The sequence below is a fragment of the Streptomyces sp. DSM 15324 genome (assembly GCF_001514285.1).
In the GTDB taxonomy this organism is placed as follows: Bacteria; Actinomycetota; Actinomycetes; order Streptomycetales; family Streptomycetaceae; genus Streptomyces.
Map to the genome: position 1 here is coordinate 108,540 of NZ_KQ949034.1, position 23,538 is coordinate 132,077.

16 protein-coding genes and 2 pseudogenes are annotated in these 23,538 nt (G+C 72.9%); 5 read left to right on the forward strand and 13 right to left on the reverse strand.

Going from position 1 to position 23,538, the window contains the following annotated elements; translation table 11 throughout:
• From AQJ58_RS31910 to AQJ58_RS31920, 3 genes are all read right to left on the reverse strand, one after another.
• Positions 1 to 2,399: AfsR/SARP family transcriptional regulator (locus AQJ58_RS31910; RefSeq protein WP_420712195.1), on the reverse strand; the 2,399-nt coding region annotated here is incomplete at its 3' end.
• Positions 2,400 to 2,656: 257 nt separating this feature from the next.
• Complete coding sequence (locus tag AQJ58_RS31915; protein ID WP_067256738.1) at positions 2,657 to 3,550, reverse strand: glycosyltransferase family 2 protein; 894 nt, start codon at positions 3,548 to 3,550, stop codon at positions 2,657 to 2,659.
• Between the two features lie 118 nt (positions 3,551 to 3,668).
• Positions 3,669 to 4,112, reverse strand: coding sequence for a DUF3052 domain-containing protein (locus AQJ58_RS31920; RefSeq protein ID WP_067256461.1), 444 nt, complete (start codon positions 4,110 to 4,112; stop codon positions 3,669 to 3,671).
• 246 nt (positions 4,113 to 4,358) lie between these two features.
• On the opposite strand from AQJ58_RS31920, the gene AQJ58_RS31925 reads away from it, so the two are divergent.
• Both AQJ58_RS31925 and AQJ58_RS31930 read left to right on the forward strand, forming a co-directional pair.
• The gene (locus AQJ58_RS31925) at positions 4,359 to 5,132 is read left to right on the forward strand and encodes a hypothetical protein (protein WP_067256463.1); all 774 of its coding nucleotides are present in this window, start codon (positions 4,359 to 4,361) and stop codon (positions 5,130 to 5,132) included.
• Between the two features lie 693 nt (positions 5,133 to 5,825).
• Positions 5,826 to 6,764, forward strand: a complete 939-nt coding sequence (locus AQJ58_RS31930; RefSeq protein WP_067256465.1) for an NAD-dependent epimerase/dehydratase family protein — start codon at positions 5,826 to 5,828, stop codon at positions 6,762 to 6,764.
• Between the two features lie 6 nt (positions 6,765 to 6,770).
• Here the strand turns inward: AQJ58_RS31930 and AQJ58_RS31935 are convergent, their stop codons facing one another.
• A complete protein-coding gene (locus AQJ58_RS31935; protein ID WP_067256467.1) occupies positions 6,771 to 7,223 on the reverse strand; it encodes a DUF5707 domain-containing protein in 453 nt (150 codons plus the stop codon).
• A 362-nt stretch (positions 7,224 to 7,585) separates the two neighbouring features.
• On the opposite strand from AQJ58_RS31935, the gene AQJ58_RS31940 reads away from it, so the two are divergent.
• The 3 genes and pseudogenes from AQJ58_RS31940 to AQJ58_RS44965 all read left to right on the forward strand — a co-directional run.
• Positions 7,586 to 9,961: an Orn/Lys/Arg family decarboxylase gene (locus AQJ58_RS31940; RefSeq protein WP_067256469.1), complete on the forward strand. Its 2,376-nt coding sequence runs from the start codon at positions 7,586 to 7,588 to the stop codon at positions 9,959 to 9,961.
• Between the two features lie 266 nt (positions 9,962 to 10,227).
• Positions 10,228 to 10,407: pseudogene (locus AQJ58_RS44960) on the forward strand (ABC transporter ATP-binding protein); the annotation flags it as partial.
• 2 nt (positions 10,408 to 10,409) lie between these two features.
• Positions 10,410 to 10,550, forward strand: a pseudogene (locus AQJ58_RS44965) (ABC transporter permease); the annotation flags it as partial.
• Between the two features lie 471 nt (positions 10,551 to 11,021).
• Here the strand turns inward: AQJ58_RS44965 and AQJ58_RS31945 are convergent.
• The 9 genes from AQJ58_RS31945 to AQJ58_RS31985 form a co-directional block, all read right to left on the reverse strand.
• Positions 11,022 to 11,858 (reverse strand): alpha/beta fold hydrolase, encoded by an 837-nt coding sequence (locus AQJ58_RS31945; RefSeq protein WP_067256471.1) that lies wholly within the window; start codon positions 11,856 to 11,858, stop codon positions 11,022 to 11,024.
• A 101-nt stretch (positions 11,859 to 11,959) separates the two neighbouring features.
• Positions 11,960 to 12,340, reverse strand: a complete 381-nt coding sequence (locus AQJ58_RS31950; protein WP_234360360.1) for an ABC transporter permease family protein — start codon at positions 12,338 to 12,340, stop codon at positions 11,960 to 11,962.
• Positions 12,341 to 12,578: 238 nt separating this feature from the next.
• Positions 12,579 to 13,442, reverse strand: coding sequence for a phosphate ABC transporter ATP-binding protein (locus AQJ58_RS31955; protein WP_079079361.1), 864 nt, complete (start codon positions 13,440 to 13,442; stop codon positions 12,579 to 12,581).
• 29 nt (positions 13,443 to 13,471) lie between these two features.
• Complete coding sequence (locus AQJ58_RS31960; RefSeq protein ID WP_079079362.1) at positions 13,472 to 14,401, reverse strand: sortase; 930 nt, start codon at positions 14,399 to 14,401, stop codon at positions 13,472 to 13,474.
• Positions 14,398 to 17,004: a hypothetical protein gene (locus tag AQJ58_RS31965; RefSeq protein WP_159056355.1), complete on the reverse strand. Its 2,607-nt coding sequence runs from the start codon at positions 17,002 to 17,004 to the stop codon at positions 14,398 to 14,400. The genes AQJ58_RS31960 and AQJ58_RS31965 overlap by 4 nt, the downstream gene beginning before the upstream one ends.
• Positions 17,001 to 18,665: a substrate-binding domain-containing protein gene (locus AQJ58_RS31970; protein ID WP_067256476.1), complete on the reverse strand. Its 1,665-nt coding sequence runs from the start codon at positions 18,663 to 18,665 to the stop codon at positions 17,001 to 17,003. The genes AQJ58_RS31965 and AQJ58_RS31970 overlap by 4 nt, the downstream gene beginning before the upstream one ends.
• Entirely contained in the window at positions 18,665 to 19,993 is a 1,329-nt protein-coding gene (pstA, locus tag AQJ58_RS31975; RefSeq protein WP_067256478.1) for a phosphate ABC transporter permease PstA, read from the reverse strand. Before pstA ends, AQJ58_RS31970 begins: the two co-directional genes overlap by 1 nt.
• A 4-nt stretch (positions 19,994 to 19,997) precedes the next feature.
• Positions 19,998 to 21,008 carry a phosphate ABC transporter permease subunit PstC gene (pstC, locus tag AQJ58_RS31980; RefSeq protein ID WP_067256480.1) on the reverse strand — a complete coding sequence of 337 codons (1,011 nt, stop codon included), beginning with the start codon at positions 21,006 to 21,008 and terminating at the stop codon, positions 19,998 to 20,000.
• Positions 21,009 to 21,112: 104 nt separating this feature from the next.
• Complete coding sequence (locus AQJ58_RS31985; protein WP_159056356.1) at positions 21,113 to 23,176, reverse strand: Ig-like domain repeat protein; 2,064 nt, start codon at positions 23,174 to 23,176, stop codon at positions 21,113 to 21,115.
• Positions 23,177 to 23,538 lie beyond the last annotated feature (362 nt).

Here is a 23,538-nt window from a genome sequence, read left to right on the forward strand (position 1 = left end):
GGAGTGGGCGCGGGGGTGGGGGTCGGGGTGGCGTTCGCTGTGGGAGGGGGTGCTGTTGGGGCGGCTGGCGGCGGCGCGGTGGACGTCGACAGCGAGCCCGCAGCCGGCGGTGCGGAGGCCGTCGGCGGCGAGCCCTCGGTCGACGGCAGCGAGTCCGCAGCCGACAGCGCGGAGGCCATCGCCAGCGCGGCGGCCACCGGCAGCGAGCCCGCAGCCCGCGGTGCGGAGGCCGTCGGCAGCGAGCCCGCAGCCGGCGGCGCGGCGGCCGGCGGCGCGGCGGTCGTCGGCGCGGCGGTCGTCGGCGCGGCGGTCGTCGGCGCGGCGGTCGTCGGCAAGGTGGTGGTTCCCGTGGCGAGTTCGCGGGCGAAGTCCCGTACGAGGTCGTGGGGGGTGTAGCGGCCGTAGGTGGTCTCCTCCAGGAGGGCCACGTCCACGAGCCGGTCCAGGGCGGTCTCGGCGCGGCGCTCGTCGGTGCCGGTGAGGCGGGCGAGCAGTGGGGCGCTGTACGAGGGCAGGTCCAGGGCGCCGACGCGGCGCAGGGCGAGGGCGGCGTCCCGGTCGGCCTCGCGCTCGGAGGCGGCGAGCGCGTCATGGGCGACGGCGAGCGAGCGCCGCACGCTCAGGTCGTCGTACTCGAGGTGGTGCAGTCTGCTCTGCGTCGCATTCAGCTGCCCGGCGAGCGCGTCCGGGGTGAGGGCCCTGCGGGCGGCGAGGCGGGCGGCGACGATCCGCAGCGCCAGCGGGAGCCGGCCCGTCAGCTCGACCAGGGGGTGATGGGCGTCGAGCCCGTCGCCGTCGCCCGCGTCGTCACGGCCGGAGAGTGCGCGCAGCAGGGCCGCGCTGTCCTCGGCGGACAGGGGCGCGAGGGGGAAACGGTGGGCGCCGTCCAGGGCGGTGAGCGGGGAACGGCTGGTGACGAGGACCGCGCAGCCGGGTCCGGCCGGCAGGAGCGGGCGGATCTGGGCGGCGGAGGCGGCGTCGTCGAGGACGAGGAGCGTCCGGGTGGGCGCGAGGAGGGTGCGCAGCAACGCCGCTGCCGCGTCCGGGTGTTCGGGGATGCGGCGCGGCTCGGTGCCGAGGTCGCGGAGGAGCGCCGCGAGGGCCTGCGGTGCCGCGAGCGGGGTCATGCCGGGGGTCGCGCCGTGCAGGTTGAAGTAGAGCTGGCCATCGGGGAAACGTTCCCTCATGGCGTGGGCCAGGTGCAGGGCGAGCGCGCTCTTGCCGACGCCGGCCATGCCGGTGATGACGGCGAGCGCCGGGCGGCCGTCCGGCGAGGGCGCCGAGAGGAGGTCGGCGAGGCGGCGCAGGGTGCGGTCGCGGCCGGTGAAGTGAGCAGGGGGCGGCGGAAGTTGGGCCGGGTCGGGGTGCGGCGGGGTGAGAGGTGGACGGGGGGCGGGGGTGGCGTCGGGGTCTTTTTGCCCCTCTTCCCGGGCCTGCCCGGCGGCGGCCTCCCCGTGGGCCTGCCCGCCGTCGGCCTCCCCCCGGGCCTCCCTGGCGGCGGCCTCCGCCCGGGTCTGTCCGGCGGCTTCCGCCTCCCCTACCCCGCGCAGCACCTCCACATGGGCTTCGCGCACCGCCGGGCCCGGTTCGGCGCCGAGTTCCTCCACGAGGCGGGTGCGCAGATCACGGTGGACGGCGAGGGCCTCGGCCTGGCGGCCGGTGCGGTGCAGGGCCAGCATCAGCTGGCGGTGGTACGCCTCCCGCAGCGGGTGCTCGGCGGCCAGCGCCGTCAGCTCCGGCACGATCCGGGCCACCCTCGCCACCCGGGCCACCCGGCCGACCCGGCTCACACCCTCCGGACCGTGCGTCCCGTCCCCCTGGTCCATTCCGCTGCCGCCGAGGGCGAGTTCGGCGTCGTAGCGCCACTCCAGCAGGAGCAGCCGGGCCTCCCGCAGCCGTCGTACGAGGGCATAGCCGCCCAGGTCGGCGGGGAGGCCGCTGAGCGGCGTGCCGCGCCACAGCGCGAGCGCGGCGGCGCACTCGGCGAGGACGCGCTCCCAGTTGCGGGCGGCGTGCGCGCCGCGCGCGGTGGCGAGGTGCCGCTCGAAGACATGGACGTCGAGTTCGCCCTGCTCGACACGGAGTTGGTAGCCGGGCGGGACGGCCCGCAGCCGCTCCGGATCGTCGAGGAGCCGGCGCAGCCGGGCGACGTGGTTGTGCAGGGAGGCGTGCGCGGAGGCCGGGGGCGCACCCGCCCACAGGGCCTCCTTGAGCGCGTCGACGGGGACGATCCGGTTGGCGTCCAGGAGGAGGGCGGCGAGGAGGGTGCGGAGTTTGGCGCTGCGGATCGGCCGGGTGATGTCGTCCGGCGGGCCGGGGCAGTGGAGGACGGGCGGTCCCAGCAGTCCGAACCGCAGCCCGTCCTGCCGCATCACGTCCGCCATCGCCTTTCCGTCCATGTGCAAACCTTCGCGGCAGACGCTCTGACCAGCGACGACATGGACACTCGTTGGCAACATATTAGCGATCCGTTGGTGCCGCCTGATGTGATCACATCATCGGAGCCGGCCCGTCGGTGCGCGCGTGTGAACGCGGTACTCGGGGGAGTGTCGCCGCCGCGGCCGGATCCGGAGGCGCGTCGGGCCCCGGTCGGCGGAGGTGAACGACCGGGGCCCGCGCCGTGCCGCTCCCCGCGTGGGGTCGCACGGCCGTGCGATCAGATGACGGGCGGTCGGCCCAGGCGCGTGAGGCGCCACACCGTGCGCCACCGCATGGGCCGCCGGGGACCGGCCGGCTTGCGCACGCCTTCCGCGAACCCGCCGAACCAGGCCTTGAGGCCGGCCGGCGAGCGGGTGCGCAGCAGGGTGACGGCGATCCACACGCCGAGGTGGACGGGGATGAGCGGCAGTGGCAGGTTGCGCCGGACGAGCCAGACGCGGTTGCGGGCGGTGACGCGGTAGTAGATCGCGTGCCGGGCGGGCGAGGTCTTGGGGTGCTGGAGCAGCAGCTCCGGGGCGTAGAGGATCTTCCAGCCGGCGTCGGCGGCGCGCCAGGCGAGGTCGGTCTCCTCGTGCGCGAAGAAGAACTCGGCGGGCCAGTCGCCGGTTTCGGCGAGCATGGCCATGCTGAGGCCGTGGCCGCCGCCGAGGAAGCCGGTGACGTACCCGCCCTCCATCGGGTCGGCGGAACCGACGCGCGGGACGTGCCGGCGCTGGGTCTCGCCGTTCTCGTCGGCGATGCGGAAGCCGACGATGCCGAGGCGGGGGTCGGCGGCGAACAGGTCCCGGACGCGGCGCAGTACGTCGGCGTCGACGAGCAGTCCGTCGTCGTCGAGTTCCACGACGACGTCGATGTCGCCGTACTGGCGGAGCCGTTCGAGACCGACGTTGCGGCCACCGGGGCAGCCGAGGTTCTCGTCGAGGTCGATGGTGGTGACCTCGCCGGGCAGGCCCAGGCGTTCGGCGAACTCGGGGAGCCGGCAGCCGTTGCCGACGACGACGATCCGGTCGGGTGCGAGGTCCTGCTTGGCGACGGACTCCAGCAGGGCGTCGACCTCGGCGGGCCGGTTGCCCATGGTCACCACGGCAACGGCGATCCTCGGCTCCACCACGTCGCTCAACCTCTTCACTTGGTCCGGCAGAAGACGGCACTCTTCCGCGCTCCCGTCGCGCGACGCCCGTCATTCACCAAGATGTTGCCTCAGATACGGAGGTTGCCCGAACGCCGGTTCACTTTGCGTCGCTTTTACGGCGATTTTCCCGCCTTCGGACGAACTTCAGGCCGGACCAGTCCTCCCCCAGCGCGGCGACCTTCACGTCGACGAGGCCGAGGGGCAGGAAGAGGTCGCGCAGAGCGTTCTCGGTGAGGTCGCTGACATGGCCGGCGGCCTTGCGGGGCCAGGCGATCCAGAGCATGGCGTGGTCGGCGAGGTCGCGGGCGAGGCCTTCGCCTTCCGCGGCGAGATCGGCGTACGACCGGTAGAAGGCGACGGTGAGATCGGCGCCGCCGGGGCCGCCGGCAGCGAGGTCGACGTCGCCGGGGAGTCCGGGCACCGTCCAGTCGGGCCCCGCGTGCAGCAGGCGCAGCCGCTGCCCCTGCCCCGCCCTGACGCCGAGTTTCTTGGCGAGGGGGGTGCCGGAGCGGCGGTCACCGCTCGCCGGGGTGTCGCTCACCGTCCCACCGTAACGCGCCGGTGCGGGGCGCACATGGAGTGGACGCGTGAACGCGTGAACGCGTGAGGCAGGTGCGGCGCCGGTGCTCAACCAGCTGGGACGAGCCCGGTGCGCAGGGTCTCCAGGGCGGGGCCGGCCCGGCTGCTCGCCCCGCGCCCCCGCCGTACTGAGTACGCCTACTCATGCCAAGTCCCGGGGTGGCGGAGACGATGAACGAAAGTCGACGAACCGACGGGGGACAGGGGCATGGGCAGATTTCTGGGGGCGGTGCTGGCCGTCGCGGCGGCGGCCGGAGCGCTGGTCCTCGCCCACGTGGCGGGGGCACCGACGACGGTGGTGTTCGCGCTCGGAGCGGGCGTACTGAGCCTGCTGTGGCTGACGCTCCTGCTGACCCTCCCCTGGAACCTCTGCTTCCGCGCGCATGCGGTGCTCGCCGAGATCGCGGTGAGCCGGGAGAAGGGGATGGAGATCTCCGAGGCCCGGGACGCGGAGGCGGCGCGGATAGCCCGCGTGATGTTCCGGTCGGCGGTGGCGGGCCATGTCGTGACGGCGGCGGTCGTCCTCGCGGTCACCTGGGCGACGGGCGCGTTCACGGGCTACTGGTTCGCCGCGTTCTTCCTCCTGAGCACCTTCTTCCGCCCGGCCGGCGCCTACTTCGGACAGCTCCGCCGCCGCCTCGGGACCCTCCTGAAGGAGGTGACGTACCCGCGGGACGACGTCGTGGAGCTGCGGGCCCGACTGGACCGCGCCGAGACCGGCACGCGGGTCCTGGAGGAGAAGGCCGAGGAACAGTACGAGGCCCTCGCCGAACTCCGCCGCACCGTGGACGCGCTGGCCCTGAGCACGCACGACCGGGCGGACGCGACGGACCGCCGACTCGCCGCGCTGGGCCGCGAGTTCGAGTCCACGGTGAACCGCCTCACGGACAACCAGGAGATCATCGCGGGGGTGAAGGCGTTCCTGCGCCTGCTGCGCACCGACGACCTGGGCGGTGGCGGGACGACCCCGGCTTCGGGGTGACGACCCCACCCCGGGGTGAGACCCCGGCCTCATGCCGAGGCCCCGGCCTCGGGTGAAGCCCCGGCCTCGGCATGAAGCTCCCGGCCCCGGGGTGAGGCCCCCGCCCCGGCACGAGGCCCCCGGCCCCGGGTGAAGCCCCGGCCCAGGGTGAGGCCCTGGCCTCGGCATGAGGCCCGGCCTCGGGGTGAGGCCCCGGCCTCGGCATGAGGCCCCCGGCCTTGGGTGAAGCCCCGGCCCCGGCATGAGGCCCCCGCCCCGGCACGAGGTCCCCGCCCCCGGGTGAAGCCCCGGCCCCGGCATGAAGCCCCGGTCTCGGGGTGAGGCCCCGGCCCCGGCCCCGGGGTGAGGCCCCCGCCCGGCATGAGGTCCCCGGCCCGGAAGCCCCGGCCCCGGCATGAAGCTCCCGGTCTCGGGGTGAAGCCCCGGCCCCGGCATGAAGCCCCCAACCCCGGGGTGAGGCCCCGGCCCCGGCATGAGACCCCCGGCCTCGGGTGAAGACCCCGCCCGGGGTGAGGCCCCGGCCCAGCATGAGAGCCCCGCCCCGGCGTGACGACCCCGGCCTTCCCCAGGAAATACCCAGCCGTCCGGCGCGGGCGACTGGACCGGGTCCCGGATCGCCGCGGGCGGGAGCCGGGCTCCCGTTGTCTCCGGCGTGGTTTCGCCTGGCAAGGTGTCCCCGTGAGGAACCGGACCATGCCCACCGTCGTGATCACCGGAGCCGGCGGATTCATCGGCCGGCACGTCGTCCGCGAGGCCGAACGCCGCGGCCTCACCCTACGGCTGACGGCCCATCGCAGCGAGGTGCGCGCCGGTGCGCCCGGCACGACGGTCGTGCCCGCCGACCTGACCGACCCGGCCTCGCTGCGCGGCCTGTGCGACGGCGCCGACGCCCTGGTGCACTGCGCCTCGCAGATCGGCGGCCCGGACGCACGCTGCGAGGCGGTCAACGCACGCGGCACGGCGGCGCTCGTGGCCGAGGCCCGTCGGGCCGGCGTCGGCCGCGTCGTCCACCTCAGCACCGCCGCCGTGTACGGGCGCGGCACCTTCCGCCAGGCCCGGCCGCAGGATCTGGACCGCGCGCCGGTCTCGGCCACCTCACGGACCAGGGCGGCCGGCGAGGACGCCGTCCTGGCCGCCGGCGGCACGGTCGTACGGCCCCACCTCGTGTACGGCGAGGGCGACACCCGGATGGTCCCCGCGCTGGCCCGGCTGCTGCGCGGTCTGCCCGGCACGGTGGAGGGCTGGCGCGCCCGGGTCTCCCTGATCGCCGCGGAGGACCTGGCCCACGCCCTGGTCGCCGCCGCCCTGGCCCCCGCCGAACGGCTCACCGCGCCCGTCTACCACGCCTGTCACCCCGAGCCCGTGCCCTGGCACACGGTCCTCGGCACGGTCGCCGACCTCGCGGCCGTCCCCCGGCCGCGCGGCGACCTCACCCTCGACGAGGCCCACGCCTGGTGCCGCGAGCACGGAGTCCCGCGGCACGACCTGGACATGCTGGTCACCGACCACTGGTTCGACGGCGCGCCCCTGTGGGCGGCCGTCGACCACGCACCCGGGTCCTTCGGCGAACGGTTCGCCCGGTACGAGAAGTGGTACCGGCGGACGCTCTCCCCCGCCCTCGGCAATCCCTAGGTCGTCCTAGCCGACGGTGAAGTCCACCGCCTCCGTGTCCAGGGCCGTGGTGCCGTCGGCGGCGGTGGCGAGGGTGGCGACGTGCCAGGAGCCGCGCGGGAAGGAAGCGGCATCGGCACCGGTCACCTTGACCGTGTATACGCAGCGCACGGTGTCCTCACCGGCGGGCGTGCAACGGGCGGACTCCGCCCGGCGCATCTCGGCGGCGGTCGGCTGCTTCTTGGCGAGTCCGGACTTCTCCGGCCAGGCCAGCACCTTCAGGCTCTTGACGCCGGACGACGCCTCGACCTGGGTGGAGAAGGTGAACGAGCCGTCCCGCGCGCCGTCGGGCGCGGAGTACCGGGCGGTGCTGTGCGTCAGGCGGGGCGCCGGGTCGGCGGCGTGGGCGAGAGCGAAGGCTCCCGCACCGGCGAGGACGACGGCACCGGCGACGACGGACAGGGCGGTACGACGGGACATGACGGATCTCCGTAACTGGCTCGGACACTCTTGGCTGCGGAAGCCGGCGCTCTCGACCGCGCCGCTGCACCGATGCTCGCAAGGCGGAGCCGCCCCGGACCTGAGTACGCAAGCTCAACTCGGCCTGGGTGATGGGACGCTGGGGCCGCCGGCGCGGGGCTCAGCCCCGAGCCGGCGGCATGCCCTCCCGATGCCCGCGGGACGCCCATACGGTTTCGCCCGTGCGGGTGAAGGCCGTTGCGAAGATCGGTGGCAGGTCGGGCGGTTCGGCCAGGCTGGTCACCGCCCCGCACGCGGCGGTGCCGGGCGGTCCCGTCGGCGTCGTCCGATCGGGGCCCCTTGTGAGGGATGGGGGACGGGTCATGGCGCTCGGCACGGTGCTGTTCGCACTGCGGGAGGACCCGCTCGGCGGTGGGGTGGGCGCCGAGCAGTTGCGGCGGATCGGTAAGGAGCTGGAGAACCGGGGCCTGGAGCTGCGGCGGGCCGGTGACGCCCGTGACGCCACGGCGCTCCTTCAGACGGAGGCCGGTGTCGCGGCCGCGGTGGTGGCCTGGGACCTGCCTTCCCGAACCACCTCCGGGCACGGCGAGCACGCGGGAGCGACGGCCGGGGGTGTGGAGGTGCCGACGGGCGGGGCGGAGGTCCTGGACAGGCTCCGGCGTCGTTTCAAGGACCTGCCCGTCTTCCTGCTGATGACCGACGGCTCCGACCACGAGCTCGAGCACCTGCCGCTGTGGGTGTCGGAGACGGTCGTCGGCTTCATCTGGCCGCTGGAGGACACTCCCGCCTTCATCGCCGGCCGCGTCGCGGCCGCCGCCCGCTCCTACCTGGCGGACGTCCTGCCGCCGTTCTTCCGCGCCCTGAAACGGTTCGAGGACGCGCACGAGTACTCCTGGCACACGCCCGCCCACTCCGGCGGGGTCGCGTTCCTGAAATCACCGGCCGGCCGAGCGTTCTTCGACTACTACGGCGAGCGCGTCTTCCGCACCGACCTGTCGATCTCCGTCGGGGAGCTCGGCTCGCTCTACGAGCACAGCGGGCCGATCGGCGAGGCCGAACGCAACGCCGCCCGGGTCTTCGGCGCCGAGCGCACCTACTTCGTTCTGCACGGCGACTCCACCTGCAACCGCATGGTCGGCCACTACAGCGTCACGGCCGACGAGATCGCCCTGGTCGACCGCAACTGCCACAAGTCGGTCCTGCACGGCCTGGTCGTCTCCGGCGCCCGGCCCGTCTACCTGGTGCCGACCCGCAACGGATACGGCCTCGCCGGACCCCTCCCGCCCGCCACCACCGCCCCGGCCGCGATCGCCGCCCGTATCGCCGCCAACCCCCTCACCGCCGGCGCCGTCTCACCCGACGCCCAGTACGCGGTCGTCACCAACTCCACGTACGACGGCCTGTGCTACGACACCGTGGTCACCGCCCGAACGCTCGCCCCCAGCACCCCGCGCCTCCACTTCGACGAGGCATGGTTCGCCTACGCCCGCTTCCACCCCCTCTACCGGGGGCGCTACGGCATGGCCGTGACCGCGGATACGCTCCCGGGCGACGACCGGCCCACCGTCTTCGCCACCCACTCCACGCACAAACTCCTCGCCGCGCTGTCCCAGTGCGCCATGGTCCACGTCCGCTCCGCGCCGCGTGCGCCGGTGGAACACGACCGCTTCAACGAGGCGTTCATGATGCACGGCACCACCTCCGCGTTCTATCCGGGGATCGCCTCCCTCGACGTGGCCACCGCGATGATGGACGGCCCCCAGGGCCGGTGGTTGATCGACGAGGCCGTCACGGAGGCGATCCGCTTCCGGCAGGCAGTCGTCCGCACCGGCCGCCGTATCACCGCCGCCGCGGACCGCCCGGACTGGTTCTTCGGCGTCTGGCAGCCCGACCACGTCACCGACCCCGCGACCGGCGCCCGCATCCCCCTCGCCGACGCTCCCGCTGCCCTCCTGGCCGGCGACCCCGCCTGCTGGCAGCTCGAACCCGGCGCGGCCTGGCACGGCTTCGACGGTCTCACCGACGGCCACTGCCTCCTCGATCCGGTCAAGGTCACCCTCACCTGCCCCGGCGTCACCGCCTCCGGCCGGACCCAGCCCTGGGGCATCCCCGCCCGCGTCCTGACCGAGTACCTCGCCACCCGCGGCATCGTCGTGGAGAAGACCGACAGCTACACCACCCTCATCCTGTTCTCCATGGGCATCACCAAGGGCAAGTGGGGAACGCTCATGGACGCCCTGATGGACTTCAAGGCCCTCTACGACACCGACGCTCCCCTCGACCGGGTCCTGCCCGCCCTCGTCGCACGCCACCGGTCCCGCTACCGCGACACCACCCTGCCCGAGCTGTGCGCCCAGATGCACGAGCACCTGGCCCACGGCGCCTTCATCACCGCCCTCGACGAGGCCTTCCACGACCTGCCCACCCCGGTCCACCCGCCGCGCCACTGCTACCAGCAGCTCATCCGCGGCCGCACCGAACGCGTCCGCCTGGCCGACGCGGCCGGCCGGATCGCGGCGGCCATGGTCACCGTCACCCCGCCCGGAATCCCCGTCCTGATGCCCGGCGAATCCCTCGGCGCCCCCGACGGCCCCATCCTGCGCTATCTCACCGCACTCGAAGCCTTCGACCGCGCCTTCCCCGGCTTCGGCAGCGAGGCGCACGGCGTCACCACCGACCCCGACACCGGCGACCACCTCGTCGAATGCCTCCGCACACCGCTTCCAGAACCCCGCTGACACGGCACGGGTGTCGCCTGATCGGCGCCCGAAGTCCGCGCTGTGCGACCGATGTGACCCGCTGACCGCACTGGAGGCGAGCGCCGACGGGTGACCGACACCGGCGGCACGGTGGTCGACGTAGCCGCGGTGGAGCGGGCCGTCACCTACCTGCCGGCCAGGAGAGCCGGGTACGGCGTCGCCGGGCCGCCCCCGGCACACCCCGGCACACCCCCGGCACACCGGACGCACAGACCACGGTCCACGGACCAGGACGGGGGACACCGATGACGACTGTTCATGCGTCGCTCGACGGACGGGGCGGTGCACCGCCGCAGAGCGACACGGTCATCGACGTACGCGAGTTATGCATGGGCTATCGCAGCCAGGACGTACTGAAGGGGGTCGGCTTCACGGCCCGGCGGGGTGAGGTGCTTGTCCTGCTCGGCCCGAACGGCGCCGGCAAGATCTGGAGACGGCGGGGGTGCTGGCCCTCTGGGCGGTCGCCGGACTGGTGCTTGCCCCCTCCGTCCTGCGCAGGATGGCCCGCCGGGAGTCCGGTTCGGCGATGGCGGAACGGCGCCGGAGGGCAATGCAGCGGGTCGGCTGAAGCAGTTGCCGCGTCAGGTACTCGGGCCCGGCGGAAGGTGCCGCGGACGCTGACCGCCTCGCACCGGGCGTCCGGGCCGCCGATCCGCGAGGCGCAGTGCACCACGGCGTCGGCGCCGTCGCGCAGGCCGTGCCGCGCAGGCCGTGCAGCGAGGCCGGGTCGGTCGGGTCGACGGGGACGGCCGTCGCGCCGTTGCGCGCCGCTGCGCGCTGGGCGCTCCGTTGCGCGCCGGGGGCACACCTCCCCGCGATGGGCCGTCAGCCGCCTTGAGGCCGCAGCGTGACGCCGCAGCGTGCGGCCGCGGCGTTCGGCCTCGCGGACGACGTGCGGGCCGGTGAATCCGACCGGCTCCGGTGATCAGGACGGCGGTGGACAGGGTCCGCTTCCTCACGGGGAGACCCGCTCGGAAGGAGCGCACGGTCGAAGGACGCGATCCGCAGGCCCGGCGGGCAGGCCTGCGGATCGCGCGGGTCACTTCGCCAGGAAGGCGAGGAGCGCGGCGTTGACCTCCTCCGCGTGGGTCCACAGCAGTCCGTGCGGGGCGCCCTCGATCTCCACGTAGTCCGCGGACGGCAGGGCCTTGTGGAAGCGCCGTGCCGTGCCCTCGACGGGCAGGATGCGGTCGCCCGTGCCGTGCAGGATCAGCGCGGGCACGTCGACGGCCGGGATGTCGGCACGGAAGTCGGTGTACCAGGTCGACGGCGCGGCGGCGGCGGCGAAGAAGCCGCCGCCCGCGGCGACGTCCCAGCTACGGCGGACGGCCTCCTCGCTGATCCGGCTGCCGAGGTTCTCGTCCAGGTTGTAGAAGTCCTGGTAGAAGGCGGTGTAGTAGGCGTAGCGGTCCGCCTTGACGGCCGCGACGACGCCGTCGAAGAACTCCTTCGGGGCGACTCCGTCCGGGTTGTCGTCGCTCTTGAGCAGGCACGGTTCCAGCGACGCGAGGAAGGCGACCTTGGCGACCCGGGCGGTGCCGTAGCGGGACACGTACCGGGCGACCTCGCCGGTGCCCATCGAGAAGCCGACCAGGACGGCGTCGGTCAGGTCGAGGGTCTTCATCACCGTGTCGAGGTCGGCGGCGAAGGTGTCGTAGTCGTAGCCGGTCGTGGGCTGGCTGGACTGTCCGAAGCCGCGGCGGTCATAGGTGATCACGCGGTAGCCGGCGTCGAGCAGCACGGCGCTCTGCCGCTCCCAGGAGTGGCCGTCGAGCGGGAAGCCGTGGATGAGGACGACCGGCTGCCCGGTTCCGTGGTCCTCGTAGTAGAGGTCGATGGTGGTGGAGTTCTCCTGGCCCACTGTGATGTACGGCAACGTCTCGTCTCCTTCGTCCGAAGCGACTGGCCGCACTGCACGGACGGCATCGGCACACAGGCGGCCGTCGTCCGGCCGTTCGCGGCAGGGATGGCCTCACGCTAGGGCGCGCGTCGCGAGGCCGGTTGCCCTCCAGCGCACCACTTCTGGCCTGGAAGTGCCCTGCTGGAAGTGCCCTGCCGGAGGGCGAGGCCGGCGCCCTCGTACAGGGCGAGGCGGCCGAGTTCGCGCCGCGACCAGCCGGTGGCGCCGAGTACGGCGAGGTCGGCGGCCCGCTCCCGCTGGGAGAGAACCAGGACGTCCACGGCGCCGGCCGCGCCGAGCAGCAGCGACAGCGCCACGCTGACGTAGTCGGCGGTACGGGCCTGGGCGACGACGGCGAGCACGGTGCGGCCGGGGGCGCGCAGCAGGTTGCGCAGCGCGAGGCCGACGACCGAGCGGACGGCGACCGCCCGGCGGACACCGGTGACCGGGGGTGTCACCGCGTCCAGCGGCTGCACCCGGATCGCGCGCGGCGGGCAGCACGCCCGCGGTCAGCGAGCTTTCTCGATCCTTTCCGGTCCTTCCGTTCCCAGCGTTCCCCCTGGTTCCCCGTCAGGCCCCGCGAAGAGTCGTCGTGACAGCCGTCGGCAGCACATTCGCTGATGGGGGCGCGGAATACGAACCTTGGAGCGAGGCACGTCCAATGAGGCAAGCCAGACGCCGGACCGTGGGTGGTTGTCAGCCGAAGCGTCCGTTGACGTAGTCCGCCGTGCGCTGATCCTGTGGGCTGTTGAACATGGCGTCGGTCGGACCGTACTCGACGATGCCGCCCGGGACGCCCTGCTCGGCGAGGAAGAAGGCGCACTGGTCGGAGACGCGCGCGGCCTGCTGCATGTTGTGGGTCACGATGACGACGGTGACCTCCTGCGACAGGCTGTGGATCGTCTCCTCCACGCGGCGCGTGGACGTCGGGTCCAGCGCCGAGCACGGCTCGTCCATCAGCAGCACGCGCGGGCGTACGGCGAGGGCCCGGGCTATGCACAGACGCTGCTGCTGGCCGCCGGACAGGGCGCCGCCCGGCCGGCGCAGCCGGTCCCGCACCTCCTGCCACAGGCCGGCGCGGGTCAGGCACTCCTCGACCAGGGTGTCCTTGGTGGAACGGCCGGCCTTGACTCCGGTCAGCCTGAGCCCCGCCACCACGTTGTCGTAGATCGACATCGCCGGGAAGGGGTTGGGCTTCTGGAACACCATGCCGATGTCCCGCCGCGCCTGGGTGAGTCTGCGCCCGGGCGCGTACAGGTCGGTGCCGTCCAGCAGTACCTCGCCGGCGAAGGCCGCGCCACCCACCAGCTCGTGCATGCGGTTGAGGGTGCGCAGGAAGGTGGACTTCCCACAGCCGGACGGACCGATCAGGGCCGTGACCCGGCCGGCGGGCATGGTCAGGGAGACCCGGTCGAGCACCTTGTGGCTGCCGAACCAGGCGGACACGCCGCGGGCGTCCAGCTCGGCGGGACCGGGACCCGCACCCTGGTCCTCCACGACGGCCAGGGGCCTGGTCTCTTCGGTCTCTGCGACTGCTTCGGGGGTGGCGGTGTCGGTCATCTGGGAAACCTCGGTCCTGGGCGGGGCGGTCAGAGCAGATTGGGGAGGAGGCGGGTGATCTGTTCCGCCAGTTGCAGGCCTACGGCGCCGAGCAGCCCGGTGAACACGATCCAGGTCTGTCGGCGTCCCCAGCGGAACCAGGCCCAGACCGCGGCCACGGAGGCGGCGGCCAGCGCCTGGAGCCAGAGCACCAGCTCCCACCAGACGACGGAGCCGCCGCGCAGCGGGAGTTCGCTCGACGGGAGGGAGTCCGGGGCGATCCTCAGCGCCGGGGTGTCGGCTGCCTTGCCGACCAGGTCGGCGTCGAGACGCAGCACGCCCTTCGGCAGATACGAGGGCCCGGTCGCGGTCATCAGCACGACACGGCCCTTGCCGGACGCGGGCGCGGCAGGGGCGCGCTCGCCCGCGCGCCGCAGGTCCAGGACCCGGAAGGTGAAGCGTCCCTGGCCCGTCGTGATCCGGAAGGCGGTACCGGGGGTCAGGTCCTCCAGGTGCCCGAACGGTCCGCCGTAGGCAGCGGCCCGGCCCATGATCACGCTGGTCCCGGCCTGGCCGGGCAGCAGCGTGTCCCGGCGGTGGCCGGGTCCCTTGGCCAGTACGTCGGAGTCGGTGCCCTCGAAGACCACCTCGCGGACGTGCAGCTTCGGGATCTCCAGCAGCATCAGCGGGGTGCCCGGGGTGAGCAGCCGCCCGGCCTGGTCGCTCTGGGAGACGGCCACGGTTCCGGCGGCCAGCTCGCCGCGCAGCCTGTCGAAGCCGGCCGCCTGGGCGGCGCGGTGCTGCAACGGGCTGAGCAGGACCATCTGGGCGCAGATGCCGAGCAGCAGCACGCTCACCGTGAGCAGCGCGCCGCCCACGGCGTAGGGCTTAGCCGAGCCGCGCTTCCTTGCCTTGGCCGGCTTGGCCGACTTGGCCCCGGCCGACTTGGCCGTTCCGGTCGTCTCGATCGTGGCGGTCACCTGCGGAACCTCCCCACCAGTCGGCGAGTCGTACGGCGGGCGAAGGCCGACGCGCCGGAGAGCGCGATGGCCGAACCCTGGGGACGCCAGCCGGCCGCGAACGGCGCGATCAGCCCGGCGAGCGCGCCGAGTCCCGCGCCGAGGGGAAGGGCCAGGCGGAACGGGACCGCCGGGTCGGCCGGGGTGAGGCCGCCTGCGGTGTTGATCAGGTCGGGTGCGGTGCTGCCGTGCGGGGCGGTGGAGGCGGACGACGGGGACGCCGTGGTGCCGGCCGGGGTCCCGGCGCCGGTGCCGCCGCCCCCGGTGGTGGCACCCGCTCCCCCTGAGCCGCCCGTGCCGCCCCCGGTCCCCGAGCCGGTCGAACCGCCGGTCGTCCCCTCGCCCCGGTAGGTCTCCAGCAGCTTCGCCGCGGTCAGCGCCTTGCCGCGCAGCGCGCGGCCCAGCGGCGCGTAGCCGAGCGGCAGGTCGCCGAGTTCGATGCCGGTGTGCTGGCCCGCCTGCACGGCGTAGCGCAGCAGCGCGCCGTAGCTCTTGCGCTCGGCCGCCTTGAGCTGCCCCGGTCGGACCACCGCGTCGACCAGCATGGCCAGCGGGTACGCGCCCGTCCGGGAAGCGGTGACCGGGACGACGGCGGGGCTGCCCTTGGCCGAGGTGGCCGCGGCGGTCAGGGACGCCGAGGTCGGAGTGACGTACCTGCCCGCGGAGTTGAGCAGACCGGCGGTCTGCAGACCGTAACGGGCCGCCGCTGCCGCGTCGGTGACGACCAGTTGGACGCGCTGGCCGACGTTCTGCGGACCGGGGGACTTCCACACCGGGGGGTTGGCGGTCGCGTCCCAGCTGGACTTCCACAGCTGGTCACCGCGGCGCGCGTGCTGCGCGGCGAGGAGCATGTCGTCCACGTAGGGGTGGAAGTCGGTCATGCCCTGCTTGACGGTGGCCTCGGCGGAACCCGGCGGGATGGTGGTCCACGGGTCGGCCTTGGGATAGTCGTCGCGGGCCGCGGTGAAGGCGGAACCCATGGGGTTGAGGTCGGCGTTGGCGCTGTAATAGGGGTTGACCCGCATGCCGTCGTCGTCGGGTACGCCGGCCAGGAACCGCCGGGCGTCCTTGTCGGCGAGCACGTAGTTCCACAGCTGCCGGGCCGCGTCGGTGTGGCCGAGCGCGACCTCGAGGTCGGTGTCGGTGCTGGGGTTCTCGGGGATGGACTGGTTGGCGTACTCGGGGTTGAGTGTCAGGAACTCGGGGTCGGACAGCAGGCCTGCCGGGTTGTGCAGGGCCCAGCCGTAGCCCTTGGCGGCGGTCAGGGTGGCGGTACCGTTCGCGTAGACGGTCTTGACCGCTCCCCAGGGCGAGCCGCGGTACGACTCGGTGAGCAGCTTGGCGATCAGCCGCGGGTTGAGCTTCATGGAGGTGAACCGGGTCCCCTCCAGGGCCTTCTGTTCGCTGGTCGCCGTGGAACCGGGTTGTCGATCGATGGTGAAGCCGATGACGACGCCGGAGAGCGCGACGGGGGCGTAGGTGACTGTGCCCGTGGGGGCGGTCGTCCCGTCGTCCGAGCCGAGCGGCCGGGTGACGAAGCCGAGGGTGTCGGCGCCGGAGGTGATCCGGGCGCGGGTGTCGGCGTCGCCGAGCTGGGTGAAGCCGTAGACGGTGCCGGAGGCGCAGAGCTTGGCCTGCCAGCTGCTCATGGCCTCGGCGACGAGTTCGCTGCCGATGGTGTCCTGCTGCTCGGCGCCGATCGTGCAGGAGGCGCCGACGGGGTTGAAGCCGAGCCGGACGGCGATGCGGTTCTTCCAGTTGGTCGAGGACACCGGGGATCCGGCGTTGACCTGGGTCCGGTCCTCGTAGGGCTCGCCGTCGAGGTCGAGGTGGCCCTGCGGGACGATGACCAGCCAGCAGGAGCGGCCGGTGACGGTGCCGTCGGCGTGGGTGAGGGGGGCGCCGCAGCCGAGCTGCGGGGCCTCGTTGAGGGTCTGGGTCTCGAAGATCTCCGTACCGGTGCCGTCCGCCTGGGTGCGGGCGAAGTCGATCTCGTTGGTGGTGGCGTGGTTGAAGAACCTGTTGTTCTGCGTGCCGCTGGTGACGACGGTGCCGTCGACCGCCTTGAAGGGCACCTCGCCGAGGCCGTACGGCATGGTGGAGCCGTAGGTGTCGTCCTGCCCGTAGTGGGCGGGCTTCGCGCGGTAGACGGCGGCGCGGGTGTCGTCGTCGCCGTTGCCGGGCCAGTTGGAGCGGTCGGTGGTGGGTGAGGCGCCGTACTCGCACTGGGTGCGCGGCGGGCCGGGGTTGTCCGGGTGGGTGCCGTCGTCGTCGCCCCAGCACTGCATGATCTGGACGAAGTCGGTGTTGAACTGGTTCCCGGCGAAGGTGGTGGGCGTACCGCCGGTCCAGGAGACGGTGATGGCCCGGTCGGTCAGGCCCTCGGTCTGGCTCACCGTGAACCTCATGTCCGCGAACTCGCCGCGCCCGGAGACGGTCACGGCGGAACCGGCCGTGGTGGGGGCCGCGCCCGCGCCGGGCGCCGCCGCCACGGAGAGCAGCGCGCCCGCGAGGGCTCCCGCCACCCCGCCCACGGCCATCTGCAAGAGTCGGCGTGTCCTCACTTCTGCTCCCCCTTGGCGTTGCGTCCGGCCAGCACCTGGGCGGTGACGGCGGGCACCAGGACCACGACGAGCAGGGTGAGTCCGGCCAGCACCATCAGGGTCTGCGAGGTGCTCCAGCCGTCGTCGGCCGCCACGGAGACGGGCGAGGCCAGCACGGTGGTGCCGCCGCTGCCGCCCGAGGCGGCCGGGTTCACGGTCTGACCGGTGTCCGGGTCGACGCTCGCGCCGGCCGTGGAGCCGGTCGCCCCGGCCGTTCCCCCGGTGGCTGCCGTACCACCGGTCGCCGAACCACCGCCCGTGGATCCGCCGGTCGAGCCACCGCTCGCCGATCCGCCGGAGCCGTTGTTCGTGGTCGTCGTCTGCCTCGCCCCGCCGGAGCCGGTGGCGCACTGCTTGGTCGCGCCCTTCTTGTCGCAGGCGGACGGCATGGGCGCGGTGGTGGCGAGCCGGTTGGTGCCGTCCGCGCTGAAGGTCGGGTTGTTGCAGCCCTTGATGTTGATGTTCTTGGGCACCACGCCGGGAATCTTGCGGATCTGGTCGAAGCCCGCCTTCACCAGGTTGATCGGCAGGGGTGAGTAGCCCAGCTCGGGCGCCTGCTGCTGCCCCTCGCACATGAAGTAGTAGGAGTACGCGCCGAGTGTCTTGCCCTTGGCGGTGGTGAAGGTCCCCTGCTCCTTGAGCGGGAGGATCATGTACGCGTAGCTGGAGAGGACGTAGGAGCGCGGATCGGGGTCGCTGTAGACGGCGTCCAGGTTCTGGGTGAGGTAGTCCGCGGAGTTCTTGTTCGTGTTGATCCTCGCCTTGAGCAGCGACACCGCGACGTTCTGCGCGGTCGGCTCGGTGTAGTACCCGGCCGTGTTCAGGAGCTTGGCGACGGGGTAGTGCGCGTTGAGGGCGTAGGAGTAGTTGACGTATCCGATGGATCCCTCGCCGTAGCCCTGGGAGATGTACCCGGCAACGCCGAGGTCGCCGGACTGGGCGATCATGCCGGTGACGGTCGGGTAGTAGGAGGTCTCCCCGCAGGCGTTGCTGCGGCCGACCTTGGCGCAGTACGTCTTCCACAGCGCACTCTGCCGCTTCGCCATCCAGAGCGTGAGCTGGGCCGTGGCGCCCGAGCCGTCCGAGCGGACGACCGGCACGATGGCCCGGTGCGGCAGCTTCAGGCCCGGGTTGTCCGCCCGGATCGCCGAATCGTCCCAGTACCGTACGGCCGAGGTGAAGATCTTGGTCAGGGTGTCCTGGCCCAGCCGCAGGTTGGTGACCCGCTGCCCGTTGATCGTCAGGTGGTACATGAACGCGGTGCCGCCCGCCACGATGGGCATGTACGCGTACGACCCGGCCACCGGCCGCTCCGGCGCGGAGCCGTCCTTCGGGTTGGTCTGGAAGGGGATGTCCGAGACGGCGAAGTCCGTGGTGCCGGCCAGGAACTGCTGACGGCCGTAGGAGGAGCCCTGGGGACTGTAGGAGATCTGCATGCCGTACTGCCGGACGTCACGGCGCCACTGGTCGACGGCGTTGAAGGCCCAGCTGGAACCCGACCCGCTGATCGGGGTGTAGCCCGCTGCGGCCGCGGGCGTGGCGCCGGCGCCGAGCAGCAGCGCCGGCGCCAGGACGAGGGCCGCGACGGCGGATCGCAGCGAGGAACGTATCCGACGGAGCATCAGTCCACCTCGGCGGGAGCGGGGGTCGGTTCGGCGGGAGCGGGGGTCGGTTCCGCGGGAGCGGACGCCGGAGCCGCAGGAACGGACGCCGACTCGACGGCAGCGGACGCCGGATCCGCGAGAACGGACGCCGGAGCCTCGAAGCGGCTCAGGTCACGCTGGGAGCGGCGGTCCGCGCGGCGGGACTGGCGGGGGCTCAGGTGTCCGGGACCGCGGCCGCCGACGACGCGGGCGAGTGTGAAGAGGAGCAGCACCAGTGCCAGCAGCACGAGTGCGGTGCCGAAGGCCCGCGTGATCATGGCGGGCTGGGGTGACCTGATGAAGGTGAACACCGCGAGCGGCAGCGACATCATGGGGCCCCGGGCCGGGTCGACGTTGAGCGCGGCGGTGGCACCTGCGGTGAGCAGCACCGGGGAGGTCTCGCCGATGCCGCGCGCGGTGCCGAGGATGACGGCGGTGGCCAGGCCCGAGCGCGCGGAGGGGAGCACCACGTGCCAGACGGTGCGCCAGCGCGGCGCGCCCAGCGCCTCCGCGGCCTCGGTGAGCGTGCCCGGCACCAGGCGCAGCACCACGTCGGCGGCACGGATGACGATCGGCAGCATCATCACGCTGATGGCGAGCCCCGCCGCCAGGCCCGACTTCTCGAAGCCCAGCATGAGGATCCAGCTCGCGTAGATGAAGAGGCCGGCCACGATCGAGGGCAGCGCGGTCATCGCCTCGACGATGGTGCGGACGAACCGGGAGAACCGTCCGGGCACCTGCCCGAGGTAGACGGCGCAGGTGATGCCCAGCGGGATGGTGATGGCGAGCGCGATGCCGATCTGGATCAGGGTGCCGGCGACCGCGTGCTGGACGCCACCGACGGTGATCGGGTCCAGCGGGCCCGCCGCCTGCATGTCCTGCGTGTAGAAGCCGGCGTGCGGCAGTGCCCGCCAGCCGCGGACGGCGGTGAAGCCGATGACCAGAACCAGCGCGGCGAACAGCAGCACGGCGGCGGAGTGCAGTACGACGGTCAGCAGCCGGTCCCGCACCAGGGGCCCGGCGGAGGAGCCGCCGCCGGCCGAGGTGTCCATCCACACCAGCACCGCGTAGACCAGCAGGAAGATCGCATAGGCGACGACGGCGAATCCGAGCGGCCCCGAGAGCGGCGCCAGTTCACCGAAGAGCAGCCAGGCCAGGCTGAGGCCGGTCGTGGCCGCGCCGCCGAGGGCGAGCAGGTCGTCGCGGCGCAGTCCGCCCAGGCGTCTGTGCTCCTCCGGTTCGTCCGGCGGCTCGGGGCGCGGTACGACGGTGGTGACGATGCCGGCCTTGTCGAGAGTGGTCGTCATGGGCTCACGCCTCGCTCTGGGCGCCGGACCGGGAACGGGCCACGATCGACGACGCGGTGAAGTTGACCACCAGGGTCAGCAGGAACAGGGCCAGCCCGGCCGCCATCAGCGCGGAGACCCCGAAGCCGGAGGAGTCGCCGTAGTGCAGAGCGATCAGGGAGGAGACCGAGTTCGCACCGGTCTGCAGGATGTGCGGCTGGATGGTGAACACCGGCGAGATGATCAGATACACCGCGATGGTCTCGCCCAGGGCGCGGCCGAGCCCGAGCATGGTGCCGCCGATGATGCCGGCGGCGCCGTACGGCAGGACGACGCTGCGGATCATGCCGGCACGGGTCGAGCCGAGCGCGTACGCACCCTCCCGTTCACCGACGGGAGCGCGGCTGAACACCTCGCGCATCACCGAGCACTGGATCGGCGCCACCATCAGGCCGACCACGATGCCCGCGACGAATGTCGAGGCGGTGTACACACTGGCGGACGCGAGCGGGTCGTCCTGGTGCGCCCCGTCCACGTGCAGGAACGGGATCCAGCCGAACCAGGTGGAGAGCCAGCGGGACAGGCCGATCACCTCGCCCTGCAGGAAGAACAGGCCCCACAGGCCGTAGACCACCGACGGCACCGCGGCCATCAGGTCCACCAGCGCGATCAGGGTGCGCCGCAGCCGCTCCGGCGCGATCTCGGAGATGTACAGCGCGCTCCCGAGCGCCAGCGGCACCGACACCACCACGGCCACGGCCGCGATCAGCAGGGTGCCGGTGAGGACGGCGGCGATGCCGAAGTCGTGTGTGTCGGGTTCCCACCGCTCGGTGGTCAGGAAGGAGAACCCGGCGGTGCGCAGTGCCTGGAGGGCGCGCAGCAGCAGAAACAGCCCGACGGCCGCCATGATGGCGAGCACGGCGAGACCGGAGCCGCGCAGCGCGCCCCGGAAGAGGCGGTCGCCGGTGCCCCGCGCGGTGGACAGCCGTCGTGGCGTGTCCTCGCCGGGCGGCGGCGCGGTCAGGGGGAGGCCCAAGGTCGTGCTCCTTTCTGGTGGTGGCTGCGCGGCGCCCGGGGCCGGAGCCGACACGTCGGTCGGCTCCAGCCCCTTTCAGGCGATTTCGGGGTGCTGCTCGGGCGTCAGTAGCTGGTGACGACGACGCTCTTGGACTTGGCGTTCACGACGCTGTTGCCGGCGTAGCGGACGCTGAGCGTGTGCCTGCCCGTGGCGAGCTTGGCGATGGTGACGCTGACCTTGCCGCCGCTGAGGGTGCCGGTGCCGACCAGCGTGGAGCCCTTGTAGATCCGGACCTTGCCGGTCGGGGTCACGCCGGTGGCGCTCACCTTGACGGTGATCGTGGCGTGCTTGGTGTGGCTGATCCGGGCCGGGGCGGTGACGGTCAGGGTCGGGGTGGCCTTGACGACGGTGAAGCCGACGTTCTTGCTGGAGGTGTTGTGGGCGCTGTCGCCGCCGTAGCGGATGCTCAGGGTCTTCGCACCGACGGCGCCGAGCTTCGTGGTGGCGACCTTGACCGTGGCCTTGCCGGAGGCGTTCAGGGTGGCCGACCCCACCTTGGTGCTGCCGTAGTACGCCGCGACGGTGCCGGTCGGCACGGTGGCGTCGGTGTGGCCGACGGTCACCGCGATCGACTCGGTGGTCCCGTACGCGGGCTTGGCCACCGCGGCCGAGGCGGTCACGGTCGTCGCCGTCTTCGCGGCGCCGACCACCACGCCGGTCGTGGTCGCGTCGCTGTTGCCGTTGATGTCGGCGGCGTAGACCGTGACGGTGTACGAACCGGCCGTCAGGCCCGTCAGGTTGGCTCCGGTGGTGGAGGCGGGCACGTCCTTGTACGCGTAGCCGCTCACGGCCGCGCCGTTGCCGTCCTTCACGGTGACGCGGTAGTCGCTCACCGCGGCACCGGCGTTCGGGGCCCAGGACAGGGCGAGGGCACCTGCGCCCGGTGTGGCGGTCACGGACGGGGCGGCCGGGACCGCCTTGGAGAGGTTGGTGTCCTCCAGGCCTCCCAGCTTGACGTGCTTGTTGGTCGGGTCGGCGACGCCGTTGTAACTGACGTTCAGGAAGCCGAACTTCGCGATCACGGACTGGGCGGAGTTGGAGGCGAGGGCCGCCGTGTGGCTGTCGTCGGTCACGAAGACGTCGTAGAGAGGCTGGTTGAAGAAGACGCTGGTCGGGTCGATCGCCCGGGTGGAGACCACGTTGGAGACGTCGCGGCCGAAGGTGGCGTCGCCGAAGAAGTCGGGGTTGGAGGAGATCGTGCCGTCGGCGTTCTGGATCACCGGCGCGGTGTAGGTGCCGCCGTTCGTCTCGTCCAGCGAGCCGACGAACGCGCCGCCCGCGACGGCGGTCGCACTGCGGTCCGGGGCGGTGCCGTTGTGCTGGGCGACGAAGCTGGCGATGGAGAGCGGGACGATGTCACCGTCGTTCTCGACGACCTTGTTCAGGCGGTTCTGCTGGACGGCCTTGCCGTCGTAGTCCAGCGTGTCGACGTTGCTGCCGAGCTGGGCGTCGGTGACCCCGATGGCCTTCTGGAAGAAGGTGCGGGTGCCGGCACCGGAGTTGGGTATGAACGGGTGGATCTTCACCCCGTTGATCTCCGTCAGCGCGCCGGTGTAGATGTCGTGCAGCTGCTGCTTCGTCAGCTGGGAGAGCGCCGAGCCCTTGGCCGCGTAGCCCACGGCGTCGCGGGCGAAGGGGATCGCGGTCAGCGCGGTGCCGGAGGCCGCGGGCGCGCTGGTGTTACGGGCGAAGTCGATCTGGTCCTGGATGTTCACCGTGCCGTCGTTCGCGCTCGAGGAGACGGCGTAGTTGCCGCCCGCGACGGAGTCGCTCAGGGCGAGGCGGCCCGCGTTGGCGCCGTTGGGACGCAGGAACGTCGGTCCGCTCGTCCTGGTCTTGATCTGCGAGGTCGTGGAGCCGGTGCCGGGCTCGGTCGCGTCGTAGGACGCGAGCGTGTAGCCGTCCGCGGTGACGGCGGTCGCGGCGTAGCTGGTGCCGTTGACCGTCTCACCGGCCAGCGCGTCCAGGACGTCCTGGGTGACGTCGGAGCCGACGCCGACCAACTGGTGGGCGGTGATCCCCGTGCCGGGATCGGCGAACGCGGTGCCCGAGGTCAGGGCGAGAGGGGAGGTGAGCGTGGCGACGACGACAGCGGTCGCCACGACGGAAGTACGTCTCGAACGCATGGGTGAACTCCTCGAAAGGCGGCCCACGGGCAGGGCGCCTCCGCGCAGGGGACAGCGAGCGCGGACGCGGTGCGGGCGGGCAGGCACGGAAAGAAGCGGGAAGCGGATGACCGCAGAGCTGAATCACCGGAAACCGAAAGGCAGTTGGCCGAACGTCCGGGAGAAGGATTCGCCTAGGCGTGCCCGCGCACGTGGGGATCACGGCCGGGAGGAGTGAGCGCGCGTGTGAGTGTCGTTCAGACTCAGCAGCAGGCCACGGCGACGCCGCGACAACAGCTCGCGCTGCGCACACGCATCAGATCGACGGCGAGACGCCGCGTCAGCGCCGGGGTGGATGTCCTGATCACGGCGGGAACAGTAGC

What these genes read in the sequence shown, in the direction of transcription:
- AQJ58_RS31925 (WP_067256463.1), top strand. Translation starts at nt 4,359, where the DNA reads ATGGGCAGATTTCTGGGGGCGGTGCTGGCCGTCGCGGCGGCGGCCGGA.
- AQJ58_RS31930 (WP_067256465.1), top strand. Translation starts at nt 5,826, where the DNA reads ATGCCCACCGTCGTGATCACCGGAGCCGGCGGATTCATCGGCCGGCAC.
- AQJ58_RS31935 (WP_067256467.1), bottom strand. Translation starts at nt 7,223, where the DNA reads ATGTCCCGTCGTACCGCCCTGTCCGTCGTCGCCGGTGCCGTCGTCCTC.
- AQJ58_RS31940 (WP_067256469.1), top strand. Translation starts at nt 7,586, where the DNA reads ATGGCGCTCGGCACGGTGCTGTTCGCACTGCGGGAGGACCCGCTCGGC.
- AQJ58_RS31955 (WP_079079361.1), bottom strand. Translation starts at nt 13,442, where the DNA reads ATGACCGACACCGCCACCCCCGAAGCAGTCGCAGAGACCGAAGAGACC.
- AQJ58_RS31970 (WP_067256476.1), bottom strand. Translation starts at nt 18,665, where the DNA reads ATGCTCCGTCGGATACGTTCCTCGCTGCGATCCGCCGTCGCGGCCCTC.
- pstA (WP_067256478.1), bottom strand. Translation starts at nt 19,993, where the DNA reads ATGACGACCACTCTCGACAAGGCCGGCATCGTCACCACCGTCGTACCG.
- AQJ58_RS31985 (WP_159056356.1), bottom strand. Translation starts at nt 23,176, where the DNA reads ATGCGTTCGAGACGTACTTCCGTCGTGGCGACCGCTGTCGTCGTCGCC.